This is a genomic window from Candidatus Eisenbacteria bacterium (assembly GCA_016235265.1).
Taxonomy (GTDB): domain Bacteria; phylum Eisenbacteria; class RBG-16-71-46; order RBG-16-71-46; family JACRLI01; genus JACRLI01.
The window spans coordinates 12,966-33,392 of sequence record JACRLI010000017.1 but is presented as its reverse complement, the minus strand read 5'-3'; the positions used below and the strand labels follow the sequence as shown (position 1 = coordinate 33,392).

Annotated in this window: 16 protein-coding genes; 12 read left to right on the top strand and 4 right to left on the bottom strand. The window is 70.9% G+C overall.

Going from position 1 to position 20,427, the window contains the following annotated elements:
- The first annotated feature begins 292 nt into the window (after positions 1-292).
- Together HZB25_10780 and HZB25_10775 are read left to right on the top strand one after the other, a co-directional pair.
- Positions 293-1,126: an ABC transporter substrate-binding protein gene (locus tag HZB25_10780; GenBank protein ID MBI5837720.1), complete on the top strand. Its 834-nt coding sequence runs from the start codon at positions 293-295 to the stop codon at positions 1,124-1,126.
- A gap of 35 nt (positions 1,127-1,161) precedes the next feature.
- Positions 1,162-1,485 carry a non-heme iron oxygenase ferredoxin subunit gene (locus tag HZB25_10775; protein ID MBI5837719.1) on the top strand — a complete coding sequence of 108 codons (324 nt, stop codon included), beginning with the start codon at positions 1,162-1,164 and terminating at the stop codon, positions 1,483-1,485.
- Here HZB25_10775 and nadA read toward each other — a convergent pair.
- On the bottom strand, positions 1,482-2,576 hold the full coding sequence (gene nadA, locus HZB25_10770; GenBank protein ID MBI5837718.1) for a quinolinate synthase NadA: 1,095 nt from the start codon (positions 2,574-2,576) through the stop codon (positions 1,482-1,484). The two genes, HZB25_10775 and nadA, sit on opposite strands and share 4 nt — an antisense overlap.
- A gap of 182 nt (positions 2,577-2,758) precedes the next feature.
- Here nadA and trxB point away from each other — a divergent pair, with 182 nt between their 5' ends.
- From trxB to HZB25_10750, 4 genes are all read left to right on the top strand, one after another.
- Positions 2,759-3,691, top strand: coding sequence for a thioredoxin-disulfide reductase (gene trxB / locus HZB25_10765; protein MBI5837717.1), 933 nt, complete (start codon positions 2,759-2,761; stop codon positions 3,689-3,691).
- Positions 3,692-3,823: 132 nt separating this feature from the next.
- On the top strand, positions 3,824-5,767 hold the full coding sequence (gene acs / locus HZB25_10760; protein MBI5837716.1) for an acetate--CoA ligase: 1,944 nt from the start codon (positions 3,824-3,826) through the stop codon (positions 5,765-5,767).
- An 87-nt stretch (positions 5,768-5,854) separates the two neighbouring features.
- Positions 5,855-8,146, top strand: a complete 2,292-nt coding sequence (locus HZB25_10755; protein ID MBI5837715.1) for a PBP1A family penicillin-binding protein — start codon at positions 5,855-5,857, stop codon at positions 8,144-8,146.
- Positions 8,143-8,889, top strand: a complete 747-nt coding sequence (locus HZB25_10750; protein MBI5837714.1) for a rhomboid family intramembrane serine protease — start codon at positions 8,143-8,145, stop codon at positions 8,887-8,889. Before HZB25_10755 ends, HZB25_10750 begins: the two co-directional genes overlap by 4 nt.
- A gap of 69 nt (positions 8,890-8,958) precedes the next feature.
- Here the strand turns inward: HZB25_10750 and polX are convergent, their stop codons facing one another.
- A complete protein-coding gene (gene polX, locus HZB25_10745; protein MBI5837713.1) occupies positions 8,959-10,677 on the bottom strand; it encodes a DNA polymerase/3'-5' exonuclease PolX in 1,719 nt (572 codons plus the stop codon).
- Positions 10,678-10,876: 199 nt separating this feature from the next.
- On the opposite strand from polX, the gene HZB25_10740 reads away from it, so the two are divergent.
- From HZB25_10740 to HZB25_10720, 5 genes are all read left to right on the top strand, one after another.
- Entirely contained in the window at positions 10,877-12,025 is a 1,149-nt protein-coding gene (locus tag HZB25_10740; GenBank protein MBI5837712.1) for a hypothetical protein, read from the top strand.
- Positions 12,022-12,960 (top strand): P-loop NTPase, encoded by a 939-nt coding sequence (locus HZB25_10735; GenBank protein MBI5837711.1) that lies wholly within the window; start codon positions 12,022-12,024, stop codon positions 12,958-12,960. Before HZB25_10740 ends, HZB25_10735 begins: the two co-directional genes overlap by 4 nt.
- Before the next feature lie 94 nt (positions 12,961-13,054).
- Positions 13,055-13,828, top strand: coding sequence for a class I SAM-dependent methyltransferase (locus tag HZB25_10730; GenBank protein MBI5837710.1), 774 nt, complete (start codon positions 13,055-13,057; stop codon positions 13,826-13,828).
- Between the two features lie 181 nt (positions 13,829-14,009).
- Positions 14,010-14,414 carry a hypothetical protein gene (locus HZB25_10725; GenBank protein MBI5837709.1) on the top strand — a complete coding sequence of 135 codons (405 nt, stop codon included), beginning with the start codon at positions 14,010-14,012 and terminating at the stop codon, positions 14,412-14,414.
- 12 nt (positions 14,415-14,426) lie between these two features.
- Positions 14,427-14,813, top strand: coding sequence for a VOC family protein (locus HZB25_10720; GenBank protein MBI5837708.1), 387 nt, complete (start codon positions 14,427-14,429; stop codon positions 14,811-14,813).
- A gap of 138 nt (positions 14,814-14,951) precedes the next feature.
- On the opposite strand, the gene lon is transcribed toward HZB25_10720, so the two are convergent.
- Both lon and HZB25_10710 read right to left on the bottom strand, forming a co-directional pair.
- Positions 14,952-17,378, bottom strand: a complete 2,427-nt coding sequence (gene lon, locus HZB25_10715; GenBank protein MBI5837707.1) for an endopeptidase La — start codon at positions 17,376-17,378, stop codon at positions 14,952-14,954.
- A 289-nt stretch (positions 17,379-17,667) separates the two neighbouring features.
- Positions 17,668-19,416, bottom strand: a complete 1,749-nt coding sequence (locus HZB25_10710) for a SpoIIE family protein phosphatase (GenBank protein MBI5837706.1) — start codon at positions 19,414-19,416, stop codon at positions 17,668-17,670.
- A 152-nt stretch (positions 19,417-19,568) separates the two neighbouring features.
- Between HZB25_10710 and nth the strand changes: the two genes are divergently transcribed.
- A complete protein-coding gene (nth, locus tag HZB25_10705; GenBank protein MBI5837705.1) occupies positions 19,569-20,411 on the top strand; it encodes an endonuclease III in 843 nt (280 codons plus the stop codon).
- The last annotated feature ends 16 nt before the right edge of the window (positions 20,412-20,427 follow it).

Below are 20,427 nucleotides of genomic sequence, written 5' to 3'. Positions count from 1 at the left end.
TGCCCAACAGCTACTTCACCGCGCTGGGGCTTCCCCGGCTGGGCGCCTGACCTCAACCTTCTGAACCGCCGGATGCGGACCCGCATGTCCGGTGGTGTGGGAGGGGGATCGCGGGACGAACCCACGACCCCCTATCCCGATCCCGGCCGGCCGGCCGGGCTCGAAGCCGGCAGGATCACCGCCTCGCCGCGCGCCGCGCCATTCGCGGGGGCTTGACCGGTTCCCACCGGGATGCCACGTTCCGCGAGCGGCCGCGGCACTCTCGCCGGTCGCGGAGGAGCGGATGCGACGGATGATCGCGGACATGCTGGCCCGCGAGGTGGCGGTGGAATGGCCGCCGCGGCGCGTGGTGAGCCTCGTGCCCAGCCACACCGAGACGCTGATCCTGCTGGGGATCGGGGGGCGGCTGGTGGGGCGCACGCGATTCTGCGTCGAGCCCGCGGGGCGCATCCAGGGAGTGCCGGAAGTGGGCGGGGTGAAGAGCCCGGATGTCGCGCGCATCGTGGCGCTGCGACCGGACCTCGTGATCGCCAACCGCGAGGAGAACCGCAAGTCCGACGTGGAGCGCCTGGAGGCCGCGGGGGTGCCGGTGTTCCTCACCTATCCGCGGACGGTGCGCGAGGGAATCGACTCGATCCGCCGTCTGGGCGGTGCCGTGGGGCTGGAGCGCGAGGCCGAGGCGCTGGCCGCGCCGTGCGAGCGGGCGCTGGCCGGGTCTTCCTCCGGTGGCGATCGCGGGCTGCCGGCGCAGGGGAAGGCGGCGCGCCGCGCGCGCCCCCGGGCGCTGTGCTTCATCTGGAAGGACCCGTGGATGCTGGTGGGCGCGGACACCTACATCCACGATGTGCTGGAGCAGGCGGGCGCCGCCAACGCGGGCGCCTCGTTCGAGGGGCGCTACCCGAAGGTGGGACTGGCGGAGGCGATGGCGCTCGCTCCGGACGTGGTCCTGCTGCCCGACGAGCCGTACGAGTTTGGCGAGGCCGAGCGAGCCGACCTTGCCGCCTTCGCCGCGGGGCCCGCCGTTCGTGACGGCAGGGTCGTGACGCTGGATGGACGGATGCTCAGCTGGTACGGCCCGCGCATCGCAGCGGCGCTGCCGCGGCTGCGGGAGATCCTGGGAACGTAGCGCCGCGAACCGGCAGCAGCGGAGGAGACGAGCGCATGTGGCACAAGGTGGCGGAGGTGTCCGAACTGGGCCCGGGCGAGGTGGGGACGGTGTACGTGGGCACGCGGGAGCTGGCGGTGTGCAACCTGGACGGGACGTACCACGCGGTCACCGGCTTGTGCCCCCACCAGGGCGGCAGCCTGGGCGACGGCTACCTGGACGGCCACCGCCTCGTGTGCCCGCTGCACGGCTGGACCTTCGACGTGCGCACCGGCGAGGCCGGCGAGCCCATGCAGCCGGGGCGGGTGAACACGTTCCCGGTGAAGGTGGAGGACGGGGGGTTGTGGGTGGAGGTGCCGGACGACTTTCAGCAGCCCTAAGCGAACTGCAGCATCCGCTCCAGCGCCATCAGCGCGCCCTGCTTCACCCCGGGCGCCACGCGCACCACGTTGACCGGGGTGCCCGCGAGGATGTTCTCCAGGGTCCACAGCAGGTGCGGTGGATCGATGCGGTACATGGTGCTGCACACGCACACCACCGGATCCAGCATGTCCACCCGCTTGCCGGGGTTGTCCTGGGCCAGGCGGTGGACCAGGTTGATCTCGGTGCCCACCACGAAGTGCGTGCCCGCGGGACCCTCGCGCACGATGCGGATGATCTTCTCGGTGGAGCCCCACGCGTCGGCCGCCTGGACCACCTCGAAGCTGCACTCGCCGTGCACCACCACCTGCACGCCGGGGAAGTTCCTCCGAAACGCCTCCACCTGCTTGAGTGTGAAGCGCTGGTGCACCGAGCAGTGACCCTTCCACAGGATCAGTTTCGCGGCGCCGAACTCCTCCGGAGGCAGACCGCCGCCCTCCCGCCACGGGTCCCACACGCGCATGGCGTCCAGCGGCACGCCCATCGCGTACGCGGTGTTGCGGCCCAGGTGCTGGTCGGGCAGGAACAGGACCGTCCTGCCCTGCGCGAAGGCCCACTCCATCACCTTCGCACAGTTGGTGGAGGTGCACACCGAGCCGCCGTTGCGTCCGACGAGGTTCTTGATGGCCGCCGTGGAGTTGATGTAGGTGACCGGCAGGAAGCGGTGGCCGAATGTCGCGGTGAGATACTCCCAGCAGGCCTCCACCTGCTCGGTGCCGGCCATGTCCGCCATGGAGCAGCCGGCGTTGAGGTCGGGCAGGATCACCTGCTGGCCGGGCGCGGCCAGGATGTCCGCGCTCTCGGCCATGAAGTGCACCCCGCAGAAGATGATGTACTCCGCGTCGGGATACTCCGCCACCTTGCGCGAGAGCTTCAGCGAGTCGCCGCGCTCGTCGGCGAACTGGATGATCTCCTCGCGCTGGTAGTGGTGGCCCAGGATGAGCAGCCGCCGGCCCAGCTCGCGCCGGATCGCGCGGATGCGCGTGATGCGCTCCTCGGGGTCCAGCCTCAGGATCTCGTCGGGCAGGGGGGCCTGCTGGAGCACGCTCATTGAAAATCTCCGTGGCGGCAATGGGTATCCAACTCATAGGATGGCGACGCGGCCGGGCGGGTGTGCCCTCAACCGGAGTATACCATTCGGGCCACAGCGACGGGGGACTCCGGCCCGGGCGCGCTGGCCGTCGCAACAACACGGTAATTCGTTTCAATGCAGTCAGATCCATGGGGGAGTGAATGTCGGACGTGAGGAACATCGTGATCCTGGGCTCGGGAGCGGCGGGGCTGACAGCCGCGATCTACGCGGCCCGGGCGAACCTGTCGCCGCTGGTGCTGGAAGGGGTGCAGCCGGGCGGTCAGTTGACCATCACCAGTGAGGTGGAGAACTTCCCGGGCTTCCCCGAGCCGGTCCTGGGGCCGGAGCTCATGGACGGGATGCACCGCCAGGCGGAGCGACTGGGGGTGGAGTTCCTCGCCGAAGCCGCGGAGTCGGCGGACCTGGCGCAGCGTCCGTTCAGCATCCAGGCGGGCTCCCACACGATCCTCGCCCGCGCGCTCATCGTGGCCACCGGGGCCTCCGCGCGCTGGCTGGGCATTCCCTCCGAGAAGGCGCTCATGGGCAAGGGCGTGTCCGCCTGCGCCACCTGCGACGGCTTCTTCTTCCGCAACCAGAAGGTCGTGGTCGTGGGCGGGGGCGACACCGCGATGGAGGAGGCCACCTACCTCACGCGCTTCGCCACCTCCGTGCTGGTGGTCCACCGCCGCGCCGAGCTGCGCGCCTCGAAGATCATGGAGGAGCGCGCCCGCAGGAATCCCAAGATCACCTTCGCGTGGAACACCGCGGTGGAGGAGATCCAGGATGCGCCCTCGGGAAAGGTGACCGGCGTGCGCCTGAAGAACATCCTGGACGGCAGCATGCGCACCGTGGAGTGCGACGGCGTGTTCGTGGCCATCGGGCATCAACCGAACACGTCCATCTTTGCCGGCAAGCTGGCGATGGACGAGAACGGATACCTCAAGGTGACGGGAACGCGCACCAGCGTGGAGGGGGTGTTCGCCGCCGGTGACGTGGCGGACCACGTGTACCGGCAGGCGGTCACCGCGGCCGGGACCGGCTGCATGGCCGCGCTGGACGCGCAGCGCTTCCTGGAGGAGAAGGCGGAGGCGTAGCAGCGGGCACGGGCATGCGGGGCCGCAGCCGCCGGCGCAGCATGTCCCGGCTTGCATGCCATGGCCATTCTTGACGCCTTTCCGCGCCGCCGTTAGCCTCACCGCCTGTTGATCCACCAGGGAGGCAGTTCGATGACCCAGCCGGACCCAATTGAAGTCCTGCTCAAGGAGGGGCGCTCGTTCCCGCCGCCGGCCGGTTTCGTGGACCAGGCCAACGTGCGCGACGAGTCCATGTACGCCGAGGCGGAGAAGGACCCCGAGGCGTTCTGGGCGAAGTGCGCGGCGGAGCTCGACTGGATCCGGCCGTGGGAGCGGGTGCTGGCATGGGAGCCGCCGCACGCGCGGTGGTTCCTGGGCGGGAAGCTCAACGTCAGCTCCAACTGCGTGGACCGCCACCTGGCCACGCGCCGGAACAAGGCCGCGATCATCTGGGAGGGCGAGCCGGGGGAGGAGCGGGTCCTCACCTACCACGACCTCCACCGCCAGGTGTGCAAGGCGGCCAACATGCTCAGGCACCTGGGGGTGGGCCGCGGCGACCGCGTGACCATCTACATGCCGATGGTGCCCGAGATCGTGGTGGCCATGCTGGCGTGCGCGCGCATCGGGGCGGTGCACAGCGTGGTCTTCGGGGGCTTCAGCGCGGAGGCGCTGCGCGACCGCATCAACGACCAGCAGGCGCGGCTGGTGATCACCGCCGACGGCGGCTACCGGCGCGGCAACATGCTGCCGCTCAAGCGCACCGTGGACGAGGCGCTCAAGGAGTGCCCGTGCGTCCAGCACGTGATCCTTTACAAGCGCGGCGACTTCCCGATCCACGTCCAGGAGGGCCGTGACCACTGGTGGCACCGTCTCATGGCCGACATGAGCGGCGAGTGCCCCCCCGAGCCCATGGACAGCGAAGACCTCCTCTACGTCCTGTACACCTCCGGCACCACCGGCAAGCCCAAGGGAATCGTGCACACCACTGGCGGCTACCTGACCGGGGTGAACGCCACCACCCGCTGGGTGTTCGACCTGAAGGAGAACGACCGCTACTGGTGCACCGCCGACGTGGGCTGGGTCACCGGGCACAGCTACGTGGTCTACGGCCCGCTCAGCAACGGCGCCACGGTGTTCATCTACGAGGGCGCGCCCGACTGGCCGGCGCAGGACCGCTTCTGGGCACTGATCGAGAAGTACGGCATCAACATCTTCTACACCGCGCCCACGGCCATCCGCGCCTTCATGAAGTGGGGACCGGAGCATTTGCGCGCGCACGACCTGTCGTCGCTGCGGCTGCTGGGCTCGGTGGGCGAGCCGATCAACCCCGAGGCGTGGGTGTGGTACCACCAGCACGTGGGCGGCGGGCGCTGCCCGGTGGTGGACACCTGGTGGCAGACCGAGACGGGCATGATCCTGATCTCGCCGCTGCCGGGCCTGACCCACTGCCACCCGGGCTCGGCCACGCGTCCGCTGCCCGGCGTGTCGGCCGAGATCCTGGACGAGGCGGGGGAGCGCGTCGCGGTGGGGGGCGGCTATCTCGCCATCACGCGCCCGTGGCCGGCGATGCTGCGCGGCATCTACGGCGACCCCGATCGCTACGTGGAGCAGTACTGGAGCCGCTGGGACCGCGGGACTTACTTCCCCGGCGACGGCGGGAAACGCGACGAGGAAGGCTGCTTCTGGCTCCTGGGCCGCGTGGACGACGTGATGAACGTGGCCGGGCACCGCCTCGGCACCATGGAGGTGGAGAGCGCGCTGGTGGACCACCCGTGGGTGGCAGAGGCCGCGGTGATCGGCAAGGCCCACGATCTCAAGGGCCAGGCCATCGCCGCGTTCGTCACCCTCAAGGACGGCCGGCAGCCCGCGCCGTCCCTGGTGAACGAGCTCAAGGAGCACGTGGTGAAGCGCATCGGCGCGCTGGCGCGCCCCGAGGACATCCTGTTCACCTCCGACCTGCCCAAGACCCGCTCCGGGAAGATCATGCGCCGCCTGCTCAAGGACATCGCCGAGGGCCGCGTGCTGGGCGACACCACCACGCTGGCCGATCCGGGGGTCGTGGCGAGCCTGCGCGAGAAGTACGAAGAGGAGGGCTAGTTCATCGACGCGACCCGGCAAGGCCGCTCGTGGTGGGCGCGCCGTTCCCCGTGGCTGCGCGGCCGCCGCGGCTGGACGGTGGCGGTGGTGTCCGCCTTCCTGCTGGTGACACTGGGAACCTACGTCCCGTTCTCGCTGCGCGTCTCGGCCATCCGCAGTTTCCGGGAGACGGGCCCCGGCTGGTCGTTCCCCACCAAGGTGTACTCCGACTGGATCGACCTCGTGCCCGGGCGCGCGCTGCCGGGCTCGTACCTGGAGGCGGAGCTCGAGGCGCGCGGGTACACCCCGGCGCTCGGCGCGCGCCTGGCGAGTGGCGAGTACAGCGTGTGGGACAACGTGTGGCGCGTGCGCCTGCGGGGCTTCGACTATCCTGACGGCCGCGCACCCGGCGAGGAAGTTCGACTCACCCTGCGCGGGGGCGTGGTGGCCTCCATGACCCGGGGCGCGAAGTCCGGGTCCCCGCCCCGGCTGGAGCCGGTGCTGGTGGGCGAGTGGGCCGGGGACGCGCGCGAAGAGCGTACCTTCGTGCCCCTGGACTCCATTCCCAAGGCCATGCGCGACGCGGTGGTGGCCTCCGAGGACCGGCGCTTCTTCCAGCACGTGGGCATCGACCCGCGCGGGGTGCTGCGGGCGCTGCTGCAGGACGTGCGCGGCCGCGGCGTGCGCCAGGGGGGCAGCACCCTCACCCAGCAGCTGGCGCGCAACCTGTTCCTCAACCGCAGGCGCACCGCGGAGCGCAAGCTGCGCGAGGCCATCCTGGCGCTGGCCCTGGAGATCAAGCTCTCGAAGGACGACATCCTGGAGCTGTACCTCAACTCGGTGTACCTGGGGCAGCGCGGGAGCGCCGGCATCGCCGGGGTGGAGGAGGCGGCCTGGTTCTACTTCAACAAGCCCGCCAGCCGCCTCAATATCCAGGAGGCCGCCACGCTGGCCGGGGTCATCCCCGCGCCCAACGCGTTCTCGCCGGTGCGCCGTCCCGAACTGGCGCGCGAGCGCCGGGACGTGGTGCTCGACGCAATGGCCTCCGAGGGATTCCTGACCCGGGAGGCGGCCGAGAAGGCGAAGGCCGCCGCGCTCATCCTGCGCGCCGGGCCGGAGCCGCCGGATCGCTTCGGGTACTTCACCGACTACGCCCGCGATTTCCTGCGCGCGGCGCTGCCCGACCCGCCCCTGGAGTCGCGTGGCCTGCGCGTGTTCACCACGCTGGATCCCGCATGGCAGGAGGAGGCGGAGCACGACCTGCTCTCCGGCGTGCGCGACCTGGAGGGCTCCATGTCCGGGGACCTGCAGGGCGCCTTCTGCGCCGCGGACCTGCGCACCGGGGCGGTGCGCGCGCTGGTGGGGGGGCGCGACCACGCCGCCAGCACCTTTAATCGCGCCTACCAGTCACGGCGCCAGCCGGGATCGGCGTTCAAGCCGGTGGTGTACGCCGCGGCCTACGACCAGAATGCCGGGCGCAGCCCGTACACGCCCGCCACCACCGTGCCCGACGTCGAGCGCGACTTTGCCGCGCTCGAGGGCCCGTGGCGCCCGCACAACTACGAGGGTGAGTACCACGCATCGGTGACGCTGGCGAAGGCGCTGGCCAAGTCGCTCAACGTGGCCACCGCCAACCTGGTGGAGCGCGTCGGCGCGCACCGCGTGGCGGAGCTGGCCACACGCTTCGGCCTGCCGAAGACCAAGCCGGTGCCGAGCATCGGCCTGGGCACCAACGAGGTCACGCTGGTGCAGCTGTTGGGCGTGATCACCACGCTGGGCTCCGATGGCCGGCGCACGCCGCTGGTTCCCGTTCACATCGCAGTGGACGGCAATGGCAAGGTGCTGTACGAGCCGGCCGGGCAGCAGACCCAGGTGGTTTCGCCGCTGGCGGCCCACCTGATGGTGGAGCAACTGCGCAACGTGGTGAACTACGGCACGGCATACAACCTGAAACAGGTGTACGGATTCCGTCGCCCGACCATCGGCAAGACCGGCACCACCGACGACGAGTTCGACGCGTGGTTCATCGGCGCTACCCCGGAACTGGCCGCCGGGGTGTGGCTGGGCTACGATCAACCCCGAAGCTTGCAGCGCAGCGGCTCGCAGGCGGCGGTGCCGGTGTGGGCGCGCATCGTGACCTCGCTCACGCGCGACTTCCCGGTGCGCGACTTCCCGGCGCACCCGGGCGAACTGGAGATCGCCACCATCGACGGGTTCAACGGGCTGCTGGCGAACCCGAACTGTTCCAGCGTGATCCGCACCGCCTTCGTGCTGGGCAGCGCGCCGCGCAAGGTGTGCGGCCTGGCGCACCCGGAGGCGCAGCTTCCGGACACCACGCTGGGCGCGGGCGACAGCGCCTTCACCTCGCCGTTCGAGGTGGAACCGGAGGAAATCCCTTGATCCCGCTGAAGGACAACAACCCGAGATTCAGCACCCCCTACGTGACGTGGGGACTGATCGCCGCCAACGTGCTGGTGTTCTTCTACGAGGTCGCGCTGGGGCCCCACGGCATGCGCGGGTTCGTGTCCTACTTCGGGCTCATCCCGCTGCGCGCGTTCCAACCCGAGATCTTCATGCAGGCGGTGTTCGAGCACGCGCGCTACGGCCAGCTTGTGGCGGTGGACCTGCCGCCGCGCTACCTGCCGTTCCTGTCCTCCATGTTCATGCACGGCGGCTGGCTGCACCTGGGCGGCAACATGCTCTACCTCTACGTGTTTGGCGACAACGTGGAGGACGCGCTGGGCCACGTGCGCTACCTCTTCTTCTACCTGGTGTGCGGCGTGGGTGCCTCACTGGCCCACTGCTGGGTGGCGATGGCGTTGCGGCCCGGGGATGCCCTGACCACGGTGGTGGGGGCGAGCGGGGCGGTGGCGGGGGTGCTGGGGGCCTACATCTACATGTACCCGCGCGCGCGGGTGCTCACGCTGGTGCCCGTCTTCGTCTTCCTGCAGATGATCGAGCTGCCCGCGCAGTTGGTGCTGGGCCTGTGGTTCGTGATCCAGTTCTTCAGCGGGGTGGGATCCCTTGGCCGCTACGCCGGCGGCGGGGTGGCTTTCTGGGCCCACATCGGCGGGTTCGTGCTGGGGCTGGGCCTGGCGATGGTGCTGCCGCGGCGGCGGAGGCCGCGGGCGATCTACCTGTGATCCATCGGCGGGCGGGGTGCGGCCCCCGCACGCCGAATCCTGCAGGGCGGTGGGGCGGACAGCTGCGCCCTACGCCGGCGCCTTCCGCAGCGCCGTCCTCCACTTCTCGAACTCCCCGAAGCTCCGGGCATTCAGCACGTCCGCCGCGGTGAGCCACGCGCGGCGGGCCACGCCCACGCCGAAGCGCATCATGTCGAACTCGCCCGGGCGGTGCATGTCGGTGTTGATGACGATGGCCACGCCCATGTCGCGGGCGCGGCGGGCGCGCATGTCGTCCAGGTCCAGTCGCATGTAGTGGGCGTTGATCTCGATGGCCTTGCCCCCGGCGGCGGCCGCCTTGAACAGCCGCTCCCAGTCCACCTCGTACGCCTCGCGCTCCAGGATCAGCCGGCCCGAGGGGTGCCCCAGCACGCAGGTCGCGGGATGCTCCAGGGCCTTCACCATGCGTCCGGTGGGGTCCTTGCCGAACGAGGAGTGGATGGAGGCCACCACCCAGTCGAGCTGCGCCAGCACTTCGTCGGGATAGTCCAGGCTGCCGTCTCCGCGAATGTCGGACTCGGTGCCGGCCAGCAGCCGGATCTTTGTCTGCTTCCTGTTGAACGCCCGCACCGCCGCGGCGTGCTCCAGCAACCGCTCCGCGTTCAGCCCGCCGGCGTAGCCCGCCGAGGCGGAGTGGTCGGTGACGGCGGTGTAGGTGTAGCCGCGCTTGAGCGCCTCGTCGGCCAGCTGCTCCACCGTGAGCTCACCGTCGCTGGCGCGGGTGTGGCAGTGCAGGTCGGCCTTGATGTCGCCCGGCTCCAGCAGCACCGGCAGCGTGCCGGCCTCCGCCGCGTCGAGCTCGCCGCGGTCCTCGCGCAGCTCCGGGGGGATGAAGGGCAGCCCCAGCACGCGGTAGCACTCCTCCTCGGTGGCGCCTGCCACGCGTTCCTCGCCGCGGTACACGCCGTACTCGTTGATCTTGAGACCCATGCGCTTGGCGCGGTCGCGCAGGCGCACGTTGTGTTCCTTGGAGCCGGTGAAATACTGCATCGCCGCGCCGTAGCTTTCCGGGGGCACGGCGCGCAGGTCCACCTGCAGGCCGCGCTCCACCCGGACGCTGGCCTTGGTGTCCCCGTGGGCCAGCACCTCGCGCACCTGCGGCAGCGCCACGAAGGCGTCGAGGACGCGTCGCGGTTCGGCGGTGGCCGCCAGCAGGTCGAGATCCCCCACGGTCTCGCGCATTCGGCGCAGGCTGCCGGCGGGTGTGAGATCCACCCCGGGCACCGCGCGACGCAGGGCGGCGAGCATCTCCGCCACCACCGCGAACGCCACGCCCAGCGCCACGCGGCCCCCGGACGTGGCGCGGAATGCCAGCCCCTTGCTCAGATTCTCGATTTTCTTCTCGCCCATGCCCGGCAGGCCGGCCAGCCGGCCCTGTTCCAGCGCGAGACGCAATTCGTCCAGGGTGCGGATCTGGAGCTCCCGGTGGAGCATCGCCGCACTCTTGGGGCCCAGGCCGGGCACCTGGAGCAGTTCCAGGAGCCCGGGGGGTACCTTCGCCAGCAACTCCTGGTGGCGTGCCACCACGCCCGTGTCCAGGTATTCACCGATCTTCTTCGCGGTGGCTTCGCCGATGCCGGCGATGTCCTGGAGTCGCCCCTCGCGGCGCAATTCGGCCACGTCCTCCTGCAGGCTGTCCAGCGCGCGCGAGGCGCGGCGGTAGGCGTTCACGCGGAACCCCGTCTCGCCCTGGATCTCCATCAGGTCGGCCATCTGCTCGAACAGGTCCGAGATTTCGCGGTTCTTCATGGGCTGGGCCTCCGGAATGGGTGGTCAGCCGCCAGTTTAGGCGCCGCGCGGGGGCGCCTCAAGCCCCGTGCGGAGTGCGACAGACCCCGGGAGTGGCCCGGGCGCAGCCCGTGTGGACCGGAACCAAAGGTGCGCCGCGCCGGCGCCGATAACGGATCGGATGGAGTCGAACGCATTCCTCTAACCCTGGGAAGGCCACGTGAACACCGCCGAGACACTCCGCCGGTCCCTCCAGGAAGCCCTGCACACCTGTGACTGGCTGCAGGCCATCGCCAGCGCGCGCGAGCTGCTGGAGTTGGAGCCCGACGCGCTGCGCGAGCGGCACCTGCTGGCCCAGTTGTACCTGCGCGTGAGCGGGTCGCGGCTGGCCGCGGTGCAGTTTCGCAAGGTCCTCCAGCAGGCGGTGCGCCGCCGCGAATTGTGGAAGGCCATCGCCGCCCTGAAATCCCTGGAGGCCCTCGGGCCTTCCGAGGCCGGGACCATCACCAGCGGCCAGGTCTTCGGCCAGGTGGTGCGCCCCCAGGGCCATCGCGGCGGGCAGTCGGATGCATTCCCTCCCGCACTGGAACGCATGTCGTCCGAGCAGTTCGACAAGTTCTGCCGGGACATGCAGCTGATCTCCCTGATGCAGAACGACCGCTGGAGCGTGCCCGGCGGCGGCGCCTCGCTGCTGGTGGCGGTGTGGGGCCGCGCGTGGCTGGAGCGCGACGAGGAATCCATCGAAGCTTCCGAGGGCGAGATCCTGTTCCTGGTCCCGCCGGAAGGGGAGGGGTCCCTGGAAGTCCTGGGACTGGAGGAGACCTGCCTGTTGCACCTGGCGCCGGAGGCCCTCGCGGGCTTCCACGCGGAGGTGCCCGGCCTGGAGAGCCTGGCTTCCACGCCGGCCCCGGTGCGCGCCGACGCGGCGCCGCCCGCGGCCCCGGAAGTCGTCGGCCCGCCGCTGATCGAGCGCGACGACGTGCTCTTCGCGGCGCGGCTGGTGGTGCACGTGGAAGGCGCCGACGGTCGTCTCACGCTGGCCGGCGTGGTGAGCGGCCTGAACGAGTCGGGGGCGTGCTTCGAGTGCGAGCACGCGCACCTGCCGGTGGATCCGGCCACGCTGGAGGGCATGCCGGTGGCGCTGCAGGTGGCGCTGCGCACCGAGGACCGCCCGTACCGCTGGATCGGCCGGCTGGACTGGGTGCGGACCGGCTCCACCGCCACCACGCAGGGCTTCCGCTGCGGCGTGCGCTGGGACGGGCTTTCGGACGAGGACCGCGCGGCTGTCTCCTCGCTGCGCGGAGCGCGCGGCAGCGAGGCGCACCGGCTTTGGGAACTGTGGAATTCCTCACTGGGGAACGACCGATGAGCGCGGACAACCTGGAATGCGGCATCTGGGCCGTCGGCGGCGGCAAGGGCGGCACCGGCAAGAGCGTGATCAGCTCGCTGCTGGCCGTGTGGCTGGCGCGCTTCGGCAAGCGCGTGGTGCTGCTGGACGCCGACCTGGGCGGGGCCAACCTGCACTCGCTGTTCGGCATGAAGCTGCCGGCCTTCACGCTGCACGACTTCATCGAGAAGCGCGTCTCCACGCTTGAGGAAGTGGCGCTGGACACGGGGCTGCCCAACCTCCGCCTGATCAGCGGCGCCACCGACATCCTGAGCGTGGCCAACCCGAAGTACGGCCAGAAGACGCGGTTGCTCAACGCCGTGCACCGCTTGAAGGCGGACGTGGTGCTGCTGGACCTCGGAGCCGGGACCCACTACAACACCCTGGACTTCGCGCTGCTGGCCGACACGGCGCTGGTGGTGATGACGCCGCAGATGACTTCCATCGAGAACGCCTACGGCTTCCTGAAGGGCATGCTGTTCCGGAAGCTGGAGCGCTCCTTCAAGGAGGGCCACCCCATGTACGAGGCCCTGGGCCCGGTGCTGCGGCCCGAGCCCGCGGCGCGCGCCGAGCACCTGGCCGATTGCATGACGCGCCTGCGCCAGGCTCCGCCCGAGGGCTTCGCCGAGCTGGATGCCGTGCTCAGGTCCTTCCGGCCCCACGTGCTGGTGAACCAGGCGGTGGGGGAGCGGGACGCGATGGCCAGCGAAGTGATCCGCAACGTCTGCCAGCGCTACCTCGGCGTCGCGCCCTCGGCGCTGCGCCCGGTGCCCGCGGACCTGCAACTGCGGCGCGCCATCGACTCGATGCGCCCGCTGACCCAGCTGCCGCGCGGCTCGGACGCCCTGGCAGCCACCTACGACCTGGCGATGAGGCTCGGCGGCGGGCAGTCCGACGCCGCGCGGCTGGCCGCCTGACGTGCCCGGAGGGGCGTCCCCACGGGGGCGCCCGCCGGCCACCCGATCGCCCGGACTGCTGACCGCAGCCGGGCGATGTCGTATTCTCCCCGCCATGGACATCCTCGAACACAACCGCGCCGCCTGGGATCGCGAGGTGGAGAGAGGCAACCGGTGGACGGTGCCGGTCACTCCCGAAGTGATCGCCGCCGCCCGCGAGGGCTGCTGGGAGCTCGTGGTCACGCCCGAGAAGCCGGTCCCCCGCGAGTGGTTCGGAGACCTCGAGGGTCGCGACGTGCTGTGCCTGGCCTCGGGGGGCGGGCAGCAGGGCCCGGTGCTCTCGGCCGCCGGCGCGCGGGTGACGGTGTTCGACAACTCGCCCCGCCAGCTGGCCCAGGACCGCACGGTGGCCGATCGCGACGGGCTGAGCCTGGCCACCGTCCAGGGCGACATGCGCGACCTCTCCGCCTTCGGTGACGCCTCCTTCGACCTGGTGTTCCACCCCTGCTCCAACGTGTTCGTCCCCGAGGTGCGCCCCGTGTGGCGCGAGTGCTTCCGCGTGCTGCGCCCCGGCGGGGTGCTGATCTCGGGCATGGCCAACCCGGTGTTGTACCTGTTCGACGCGGAGAAGCTGGATCGCGGCGAACTGGAAGCCCGCCACCGGATTCCGTACTCCGACCTGGAGAGCCTCACCCCGGAAGAACGGGAGAAGCGGGTTCAGTCGGGGGACACGCTGGAGTTCGGGCACACGCTTCAGGATCTGATCGGAGGGCAGCTGGACGCGGGGTTTCTGCTGTCCGGCTTCTTCGATGACACCTGGAGCACCTCCGTGCTGGGCCGCATGATCCCCACGTTCCTCGCCACCCGGGCGGTGAAACCGGGAGGATAGTCCGCGCATCCCACCGGAAGGACCGGCTCTCTCGACCACCCGGCCGCCTCGGAGGACTCCCGATGCCCGCTCCCCGCACGAAAGCCGCCCGCGCCGGCGTGAAGCGCGCGCGCCCCTCGGCCGCCGCGAAGCCGGCGCGCGCCGGCTGTCGCACCGCGAGATCGTCGCGAAGCTGCAGTCGGTGGGCGATCCCGGCCCGTGGTGGGGCCAGATGATCACCGTGGGCTACGAACGCGCGCGGGGGCTGCGCATGCTCCACCAGAAGCCGGACGGCTTCGAGATCAGCGTGAGCCGCACCCTCGCGATCCCGCCTGCGTCCGCGTTCCGCGCCTGGCAACGAAGGGCGCTCGAATCCTGGCTGCCCCGCGCAGGAATGGAACTGCAGTCCTCCTCGCCTGGGCGCCGGCTGCGGTTCCGGTGGAAGGACGGCGTGGGCCGGGTGGAAGTCCGCTTCGAGCCCAGGCCCGCGAACCGTTCGCAGGTGTCGGTGCAGCACGGCCGACTCAAGGACGCGAAGGCAGGTGCGGCCATGAAGGCCTTCTGGGCCGCGGCGCTGGACCGGTTGCGCCGGAAGCTGGAGGGTTGAAGGATGGCCGACATGACCCCGGCCCCTGAGTTCACCGGCCTAGGGCCCCTGGGCCAGATCGCCGTCACCGTGAACGATATGGCGCGCGCGGTGGCCTTCTACCGCGACGTCCTGGGCCTGCCGTTTCTTTTCGAGGTGCCGGGCATGGCGTTCTTCAACGCCGGCGGCGTGCGGCTGCTGGTGGGCCTGCCACAGGGAGCCCCTCCGCCTCCCAACAACTCCGTCCTGTATTTCAGGGTGGCCGACATCGCCTCCGCCCACGCCGCGCTGGCCGCGCGCGGCGTGAAGTTCCGCAACGCCCCGGCGCTGGTGGCCCGCATGCCCGACCACGAATTGTGGATGGCGGCGTTCGATGATCCCGATGGCAACGTGCTGCAGATCATGAGCGAGGTGAGATAACGCACGGTTGCGGCACGCGGTCGCGCGAGGCGGGTGCGAAGGCAGGGCATGTGCCGGCGATCGCAGCGGAAGTCATGACGAAGGGGGCGGAAGCCGCGCATGCGGCTCCGCCCCCTTCGTCATGATTTCCGCCAGGGACTACTTCTTAGGCTTCTTCTGGCCCTTCGCCGATCGCGCCGCCCGGCTGCTGGTCACGGTGCGCACCCGGCGGGAGCGGGCCTTGCGGCGGCGGGTGGCGCGGCGGGCCGGGGCGGCCGCTTCGGCATCCTCCTCCTGCTCCTCCTCCACGGGCTCCAGCAGGGCGTGTGGGAACACCTCGTCCATGTGCTCCACGCCGATGAACTCCAGCTCCGCGCGAACCGACTCCGCCAGGTCGGCCAGGTTCTTGAGGTTCGCCTTGGGCAGGATCACGGTGCGGATCCCGGCGCGGTGCGCGGCCATGACCTTCTCGCGCACGCCTCCCACGGGCAGCACCTTGCCCCGCAGGCTCACCTCGCCGGTGGTGGCCACGTCGTTGCGCACCGGCCGGTTGGAGAGCAGCGAGGCCAGCGCCAGCGTGATGGTCACACCGGCGGATGGGCCGTCCTTGGGGATGCCGCCGGCGGGGAAGTGCACGTGCAGGTCCACGTCGGCGAAGGCCTCCGGCGGAATGCCCAGCAGTTCGGCACGCGTGCGCACCAGGCTGAACGCGGCCTGCACCGACTCGCGCATCACCTCGCCCAGCTGGCCGGTGGCCACCATGCGGCCGCCGCCGGGCATGCGGATGGTCTCGATGGGCAGGAGGTCGCCGCCCGCCGGGGTCCACGCCAGCCCGGTGGCGACGCCGACTTCCGGCTCGCGCTCGGCCACCTCCGGGATGTGCACCGGCGGTCCCAGGAAGGTCTCGATGTCATCCACGGAGAGGTCCCACGGGCCCAGGTCGCCGCGCGCGTAGCGGCGGGCGCACTTGCGGCAGATGGACTCGATCTGCCGCTGCAGATTGCGCAGCCCGGCCTCCAGCGCGTACTCCCGCGTCAGCTTCAGGATCGCGTCGGTGCCCAGCGTGAGGTCGCCGGCCTCCAGGCCGTGGCGCTCCAGCGCCCGCGGCAGCAGGTAATGCCGCACGATCTGCACCTTGTCCGCGTCGGTGTAGCCCGGAATCTCGATCACTTCCATCCGGTCCACCAGCGTGTCGGGCACCAGCTCGAGCATGTTGGCGGTGAGGATGAACAGCACGTTCGACAGGTCGTACGGCACGCCGAGGTAGTGGTCCAGGAACGAGTGGTTGCGCTCCGGGTCCACCACGTCGAGCAGCGCGCCGGTGGGGTCCGTGGTGTTGCCGTCGTGACCCAGCTTGTCGATGTCGTCAATCACGAACACCGGCCCCGACGAGCCCACGTTGCGCAGCGTTTCGAGGATCAGCCCGGGCTGGGCCGCGTTGAGCGGGCGGCGGCGGCCGCGGATTTCGGCCTCCTCGCGCACGCCGGCCAGCGACACCAGCACGAACTCGCGCCCCAGGGCCTTGGCCACCGCGCGGGCCAGCGAACTCTTGCCGGTGCCGGAGGGCCCGGCCAGGCACAGGATCGGGCTGGGGGCGTCCCGGCGCAGGCGCAGCACGGCCAGGTATTCCAGGATTCGTTCCTTGGCCTTGGCCTGGCCGTAATGCTCCTCGTCGAGCACCCGCTGGACGTGGTCGAGGTCGAAGCTGCGCGGCGCGGCGGCGCGCCACGGCAGGCCCAGCACCCAGTCCACGTGGGCGCGCTGGTCGGCGTGCTCCTGCGAGCCGGGCACCATGTGGCGGAGCTTCTCGATGTCGCGGCGGATCTCCGCGGCCACGTGCGGAGGGGCCTGCGCCGTGGACAGCAGCTCGAACAGCTCCGCGCTCTCGGCCTGCACGGCGTGCCGCTCGGCGGCCTCGCGCCGCGTCTCGCCCGGGGGCTCGGGACCGGCGGCCGGCTGCGCGGACCCGCGCCAGGGTTCCAGCTCGCGGCGGAGCACCGACTCCAGCCGCTGCAGCCGCTCCTCCTCATCCACGGTCTCGACGATGCCGAGCTGCTGCTCCAGCGGCAGGTGCAGCGAGGAGGCGATCACGTCGGCCAGGCGGCCCGGGTCGCCGCGGTGAAGCTCGAAGACTTCGTGCAGGCCCTCGGAGTGACGGCCGTCCGTGCGCAGCAGCTGTCCCGCCAGGTTGAGAACCGTCTCGAGCCGGGCGAGCGCGCGCGGCGCGGCCGGCTCGCCCTCACCGGGGCCATCCTGCTCGATGGGGACCACCTCGCCCGCCAGCTGCCCGTCCACCTGCCGCCAGGCGTCCACGCGCACCCGCGCGAGGCCCTCGACGGTCAGCTGGAGCGATCCGCCCGGCGTCTCCAGGCAGCGCAGCACGCGCGCCAGCACTCCCACGCGCGGCAGCGGACCGGCGTCCGCGGAGCGCGGATCCACGCCGCCCAGCAGCACCACCGAGGCGCCCGGGTGGAAGCCGTCGGCGCCCGGGCGCGGCGCCACGGAGGGGCTCACATGCACGGAGGAAATGCCGGCCGGGAACACCACCGTGGTGGTGACCGGGACCACGGGCAAGGGACCGTGCACGGCGCGCTCAGGCTGTGGAACGGGATCCAGGGCCATGTCGGGTCCCCCGCTTCAGGGTGATGGGAAAGGGAGGCTTGGGTCGGCTTTGGAAAGGGGGGCGGGCCGCCGGGCCAGCCGCTCCGCGGCGCCGGCACGCTCCGAGGGGGTTTTCGGCATGCGGCGGGCGGAAGGGTAGGCTCACGTACTTGATTGGATGCTCCCATCGGCGCGCCGGACCGCCCAATTCGCCCCGCGCTCAAGCCAATCCGCGGCAAGGGGTTCCGCACCGGGGTGAATCTCGAATCGAGGACTATTCGAGACTTTTCACGACCTGCATGGTGACGTCGTCCTTGAGGCAGCGCTGGCCCGCGAATTCGCGCACCGCGGCGAGCAATCCGCGGCATATTTCGGACGCCGGGCGCTCCCGGAAAGAGCTCAGCAGGCCCTCGACGCGGCTCAATCCGAACAGATCGCCCTCCGCGTTGGTCGCCTCGGTGAGGCCGTCGGTGTAGAGCAGCAACAGGTCGCCGGGGCGCAGTTCCACAGTGCGTTCCCGGAACACCTCGCCGGGGAACACGCCCAGGATCGAGCCCGTGGCGGGCAACTGCTCGGCCTTGCCGCCCGAGCGCAGCAGCAGCGGCGGGTTGTGGCCGGCGTTGGCGTAGGTGAGGCGCCGACGTTCCACGTCGAGCACCCCGTAGAAGGCGGTGACAAACTGGCCCGGTTCCACGCTCTCCAGCAGCAACCGGTTCACCTTGGCCATCACCGTGCGGATGGAATAGTTGTTCCGGATCTCCGCGATCAGGCTGGCCCGGAAGCTGGCCATGATCAGCGCGGCCGGCACTCCCTTGCCGCTGACGTCGGCCAGGGCCAGCCCGTAGTGGTTCTCATGGATGTGCACGAAGTCGTAGTAGTCACCGCTGACCTCCTCGGAGGCCTCGTTGAGGCCGGCGATGTCGAAGCCCGGCAGTTCGGGGCTGCGGCGCGGCTGGAAGGTGCGCTGCACCGAGCGCGCGAACGCCAGTTCCCGCTCCAGGCGGCGCTTCTCCTCCAGCTCCTCGTACAGGTGGGCGCGGTCGATGGCGATGGCCGCGTGGGCGGCGAACGCGCCCAGCAATTCGAGGTCGCGCTCGCCAAACGCGTTCAGCCGGTCGGACTCCAGGTTGAACGCGCCTATCACCCGGTCGCCCGAGCGCAGCGGAGCCACGATCTCCGAGCGCGTCTCGGGCCGCGAGTTCACGTAGCGGTCGTCGCGCTCCACGTTGGGCACGATCACCCCGCGCCCCGTCTGGCACACCCAGCCCACCAGCCCGAAGCCGATGGGCAGCCGGAAGTCCGGCCGGCGCTCGAAGCTGTACCCGCGGGCCGCGAGCAGCTGGAACTCGGTGCGGTCGTCGGTGCACAGGTAGAATTCCGCGGCGTGGTAGGGCACCAGCTCCTCGACCGCGTCGAGGATGTCCTCGAGCACGTCCTTGAGCGCCACCGAGCGCGCCACGCGCGCCGCGACGTGCGAGAGCACCTCGTTCTGCGAGCGCTCCCAGCGCTCGCGGTCGTAGATGCGCGCGTTGTCCACCGCCGAGGCGATGTCGTAGCTGAGCAGGTGCAGGAACTCGAGGTCCTCCTCGGTGAACTCCCCGTGCGTCTTGTTGATGGCTTCGATCACGCCCACGGGCACGCCGTCGCGGCCCAGCGGCGCGGCCAGCAGGCCGCGCACGGTGACTCCCAGGGAGGCCTCCACGGAGAAGTCGGCGTCCGGGTCGCGGCTCACGTCCTCAAGCCGCTCCGCGCAGTTGCGCGAGAGCACCCGGCCGGCGATCCCGCGCCCCGGGCTCCACAGGATGGACTTCACCGCCTCGCCGGTCCGGCCCACCGCCAGGTGCGGGCGCAGCACCCCCATTTCCTCGTCCACCACCAGCAGCGAGGCGCACTCGCAGTCCAGCGTCTGGCATACCAGGCGGTTGACGATGGGCATCAGCTCGTCGAGGGACAGCAGCGAGTCCAGGGCGCGCGAGGCTTCCCACAGGCTTTTCCAGGGATTGTCGAAAGGCGGCAGGGGCAAGGATCCTCCGTGTGGACGGCCGTCCATGGTAAGGGCCCATGATTGCGTGGGACACGGGCCGCGTCAACCGGGGCCCGTCCGACCTGCTACAATGCGGCCGGCCCGCGCCGCGATTTTCCGATCCGGAAACCCGAACGAACCATGAGGACGCCATGCCGAAATCCAGCCCCCGCACCGGGGGAGCGAAAAGGCCCTCCGCCGGCAGGAGGACGAGGGCCGCGGGGAATGCGGGGGTGGCGAGGCGGGCGTCCATCGCGCAGCGGCCCGCTGCCGCCACGAAGGCCGTGGCCGGGGGGAAGCCCGGCGCCGCGAAGAGGCCGGCGCCGGCGAGGAAGGAGTCGTCCGCGCTTCCGGAATGGGCCCCCGCGCGGGTGTCCGACTTGATCGCGCGCCTCAAGCGGCTGCACCCGGACGCGAAGTGCTCCCTCGAACACGTCCACCCGTTGCAGCTGCTGGTGGCCACCATCCTCTCGGCGCAGTGCACCGACGATCGCGTGAACATGGTCACGCCCGGGCTGTTCGAGCGCTTCCCCGACGCCGCTGCGCTGTCCAGGGCCGGCCGGCCGGAGCTGGAGGACGTGATCCGCTCCACCGGCTTCTTCCGCTCCAAGGCCCGGAGCATCCAGGAGTGCTGCCGCGACCTGGTGGAGAAGCACGGGGGCCAGGTGCCCCGGACGATGGAGGAGCTCACCGCGCTGCGCGGGGTGGGCCGCAAGACGGCCAACGTGGTGCTGGGCAACGCCTACGGAATTCCCGGAGTCGTAGTGGACACGCACGTGGGACGCCTGTCGCGGCGCCTGGGTCTCACGTCCAACGACGACCCGGTGAAGGTGGAGCTCGACCTGATGGCGCGCCTGCCGCGCGAGGAGTGGACGCTGTTCTCGCACCTGCTCATCCACCACGGCCGGCGGGTGTGTCCGTCGCGCAAGCCGCATTGTTCGCGGTGCGCCCTGGCGGACCTGTGCCCGCGGTCGGGAGTGGAGGAGTCGGACTGATCCCAGCCCATGTCCC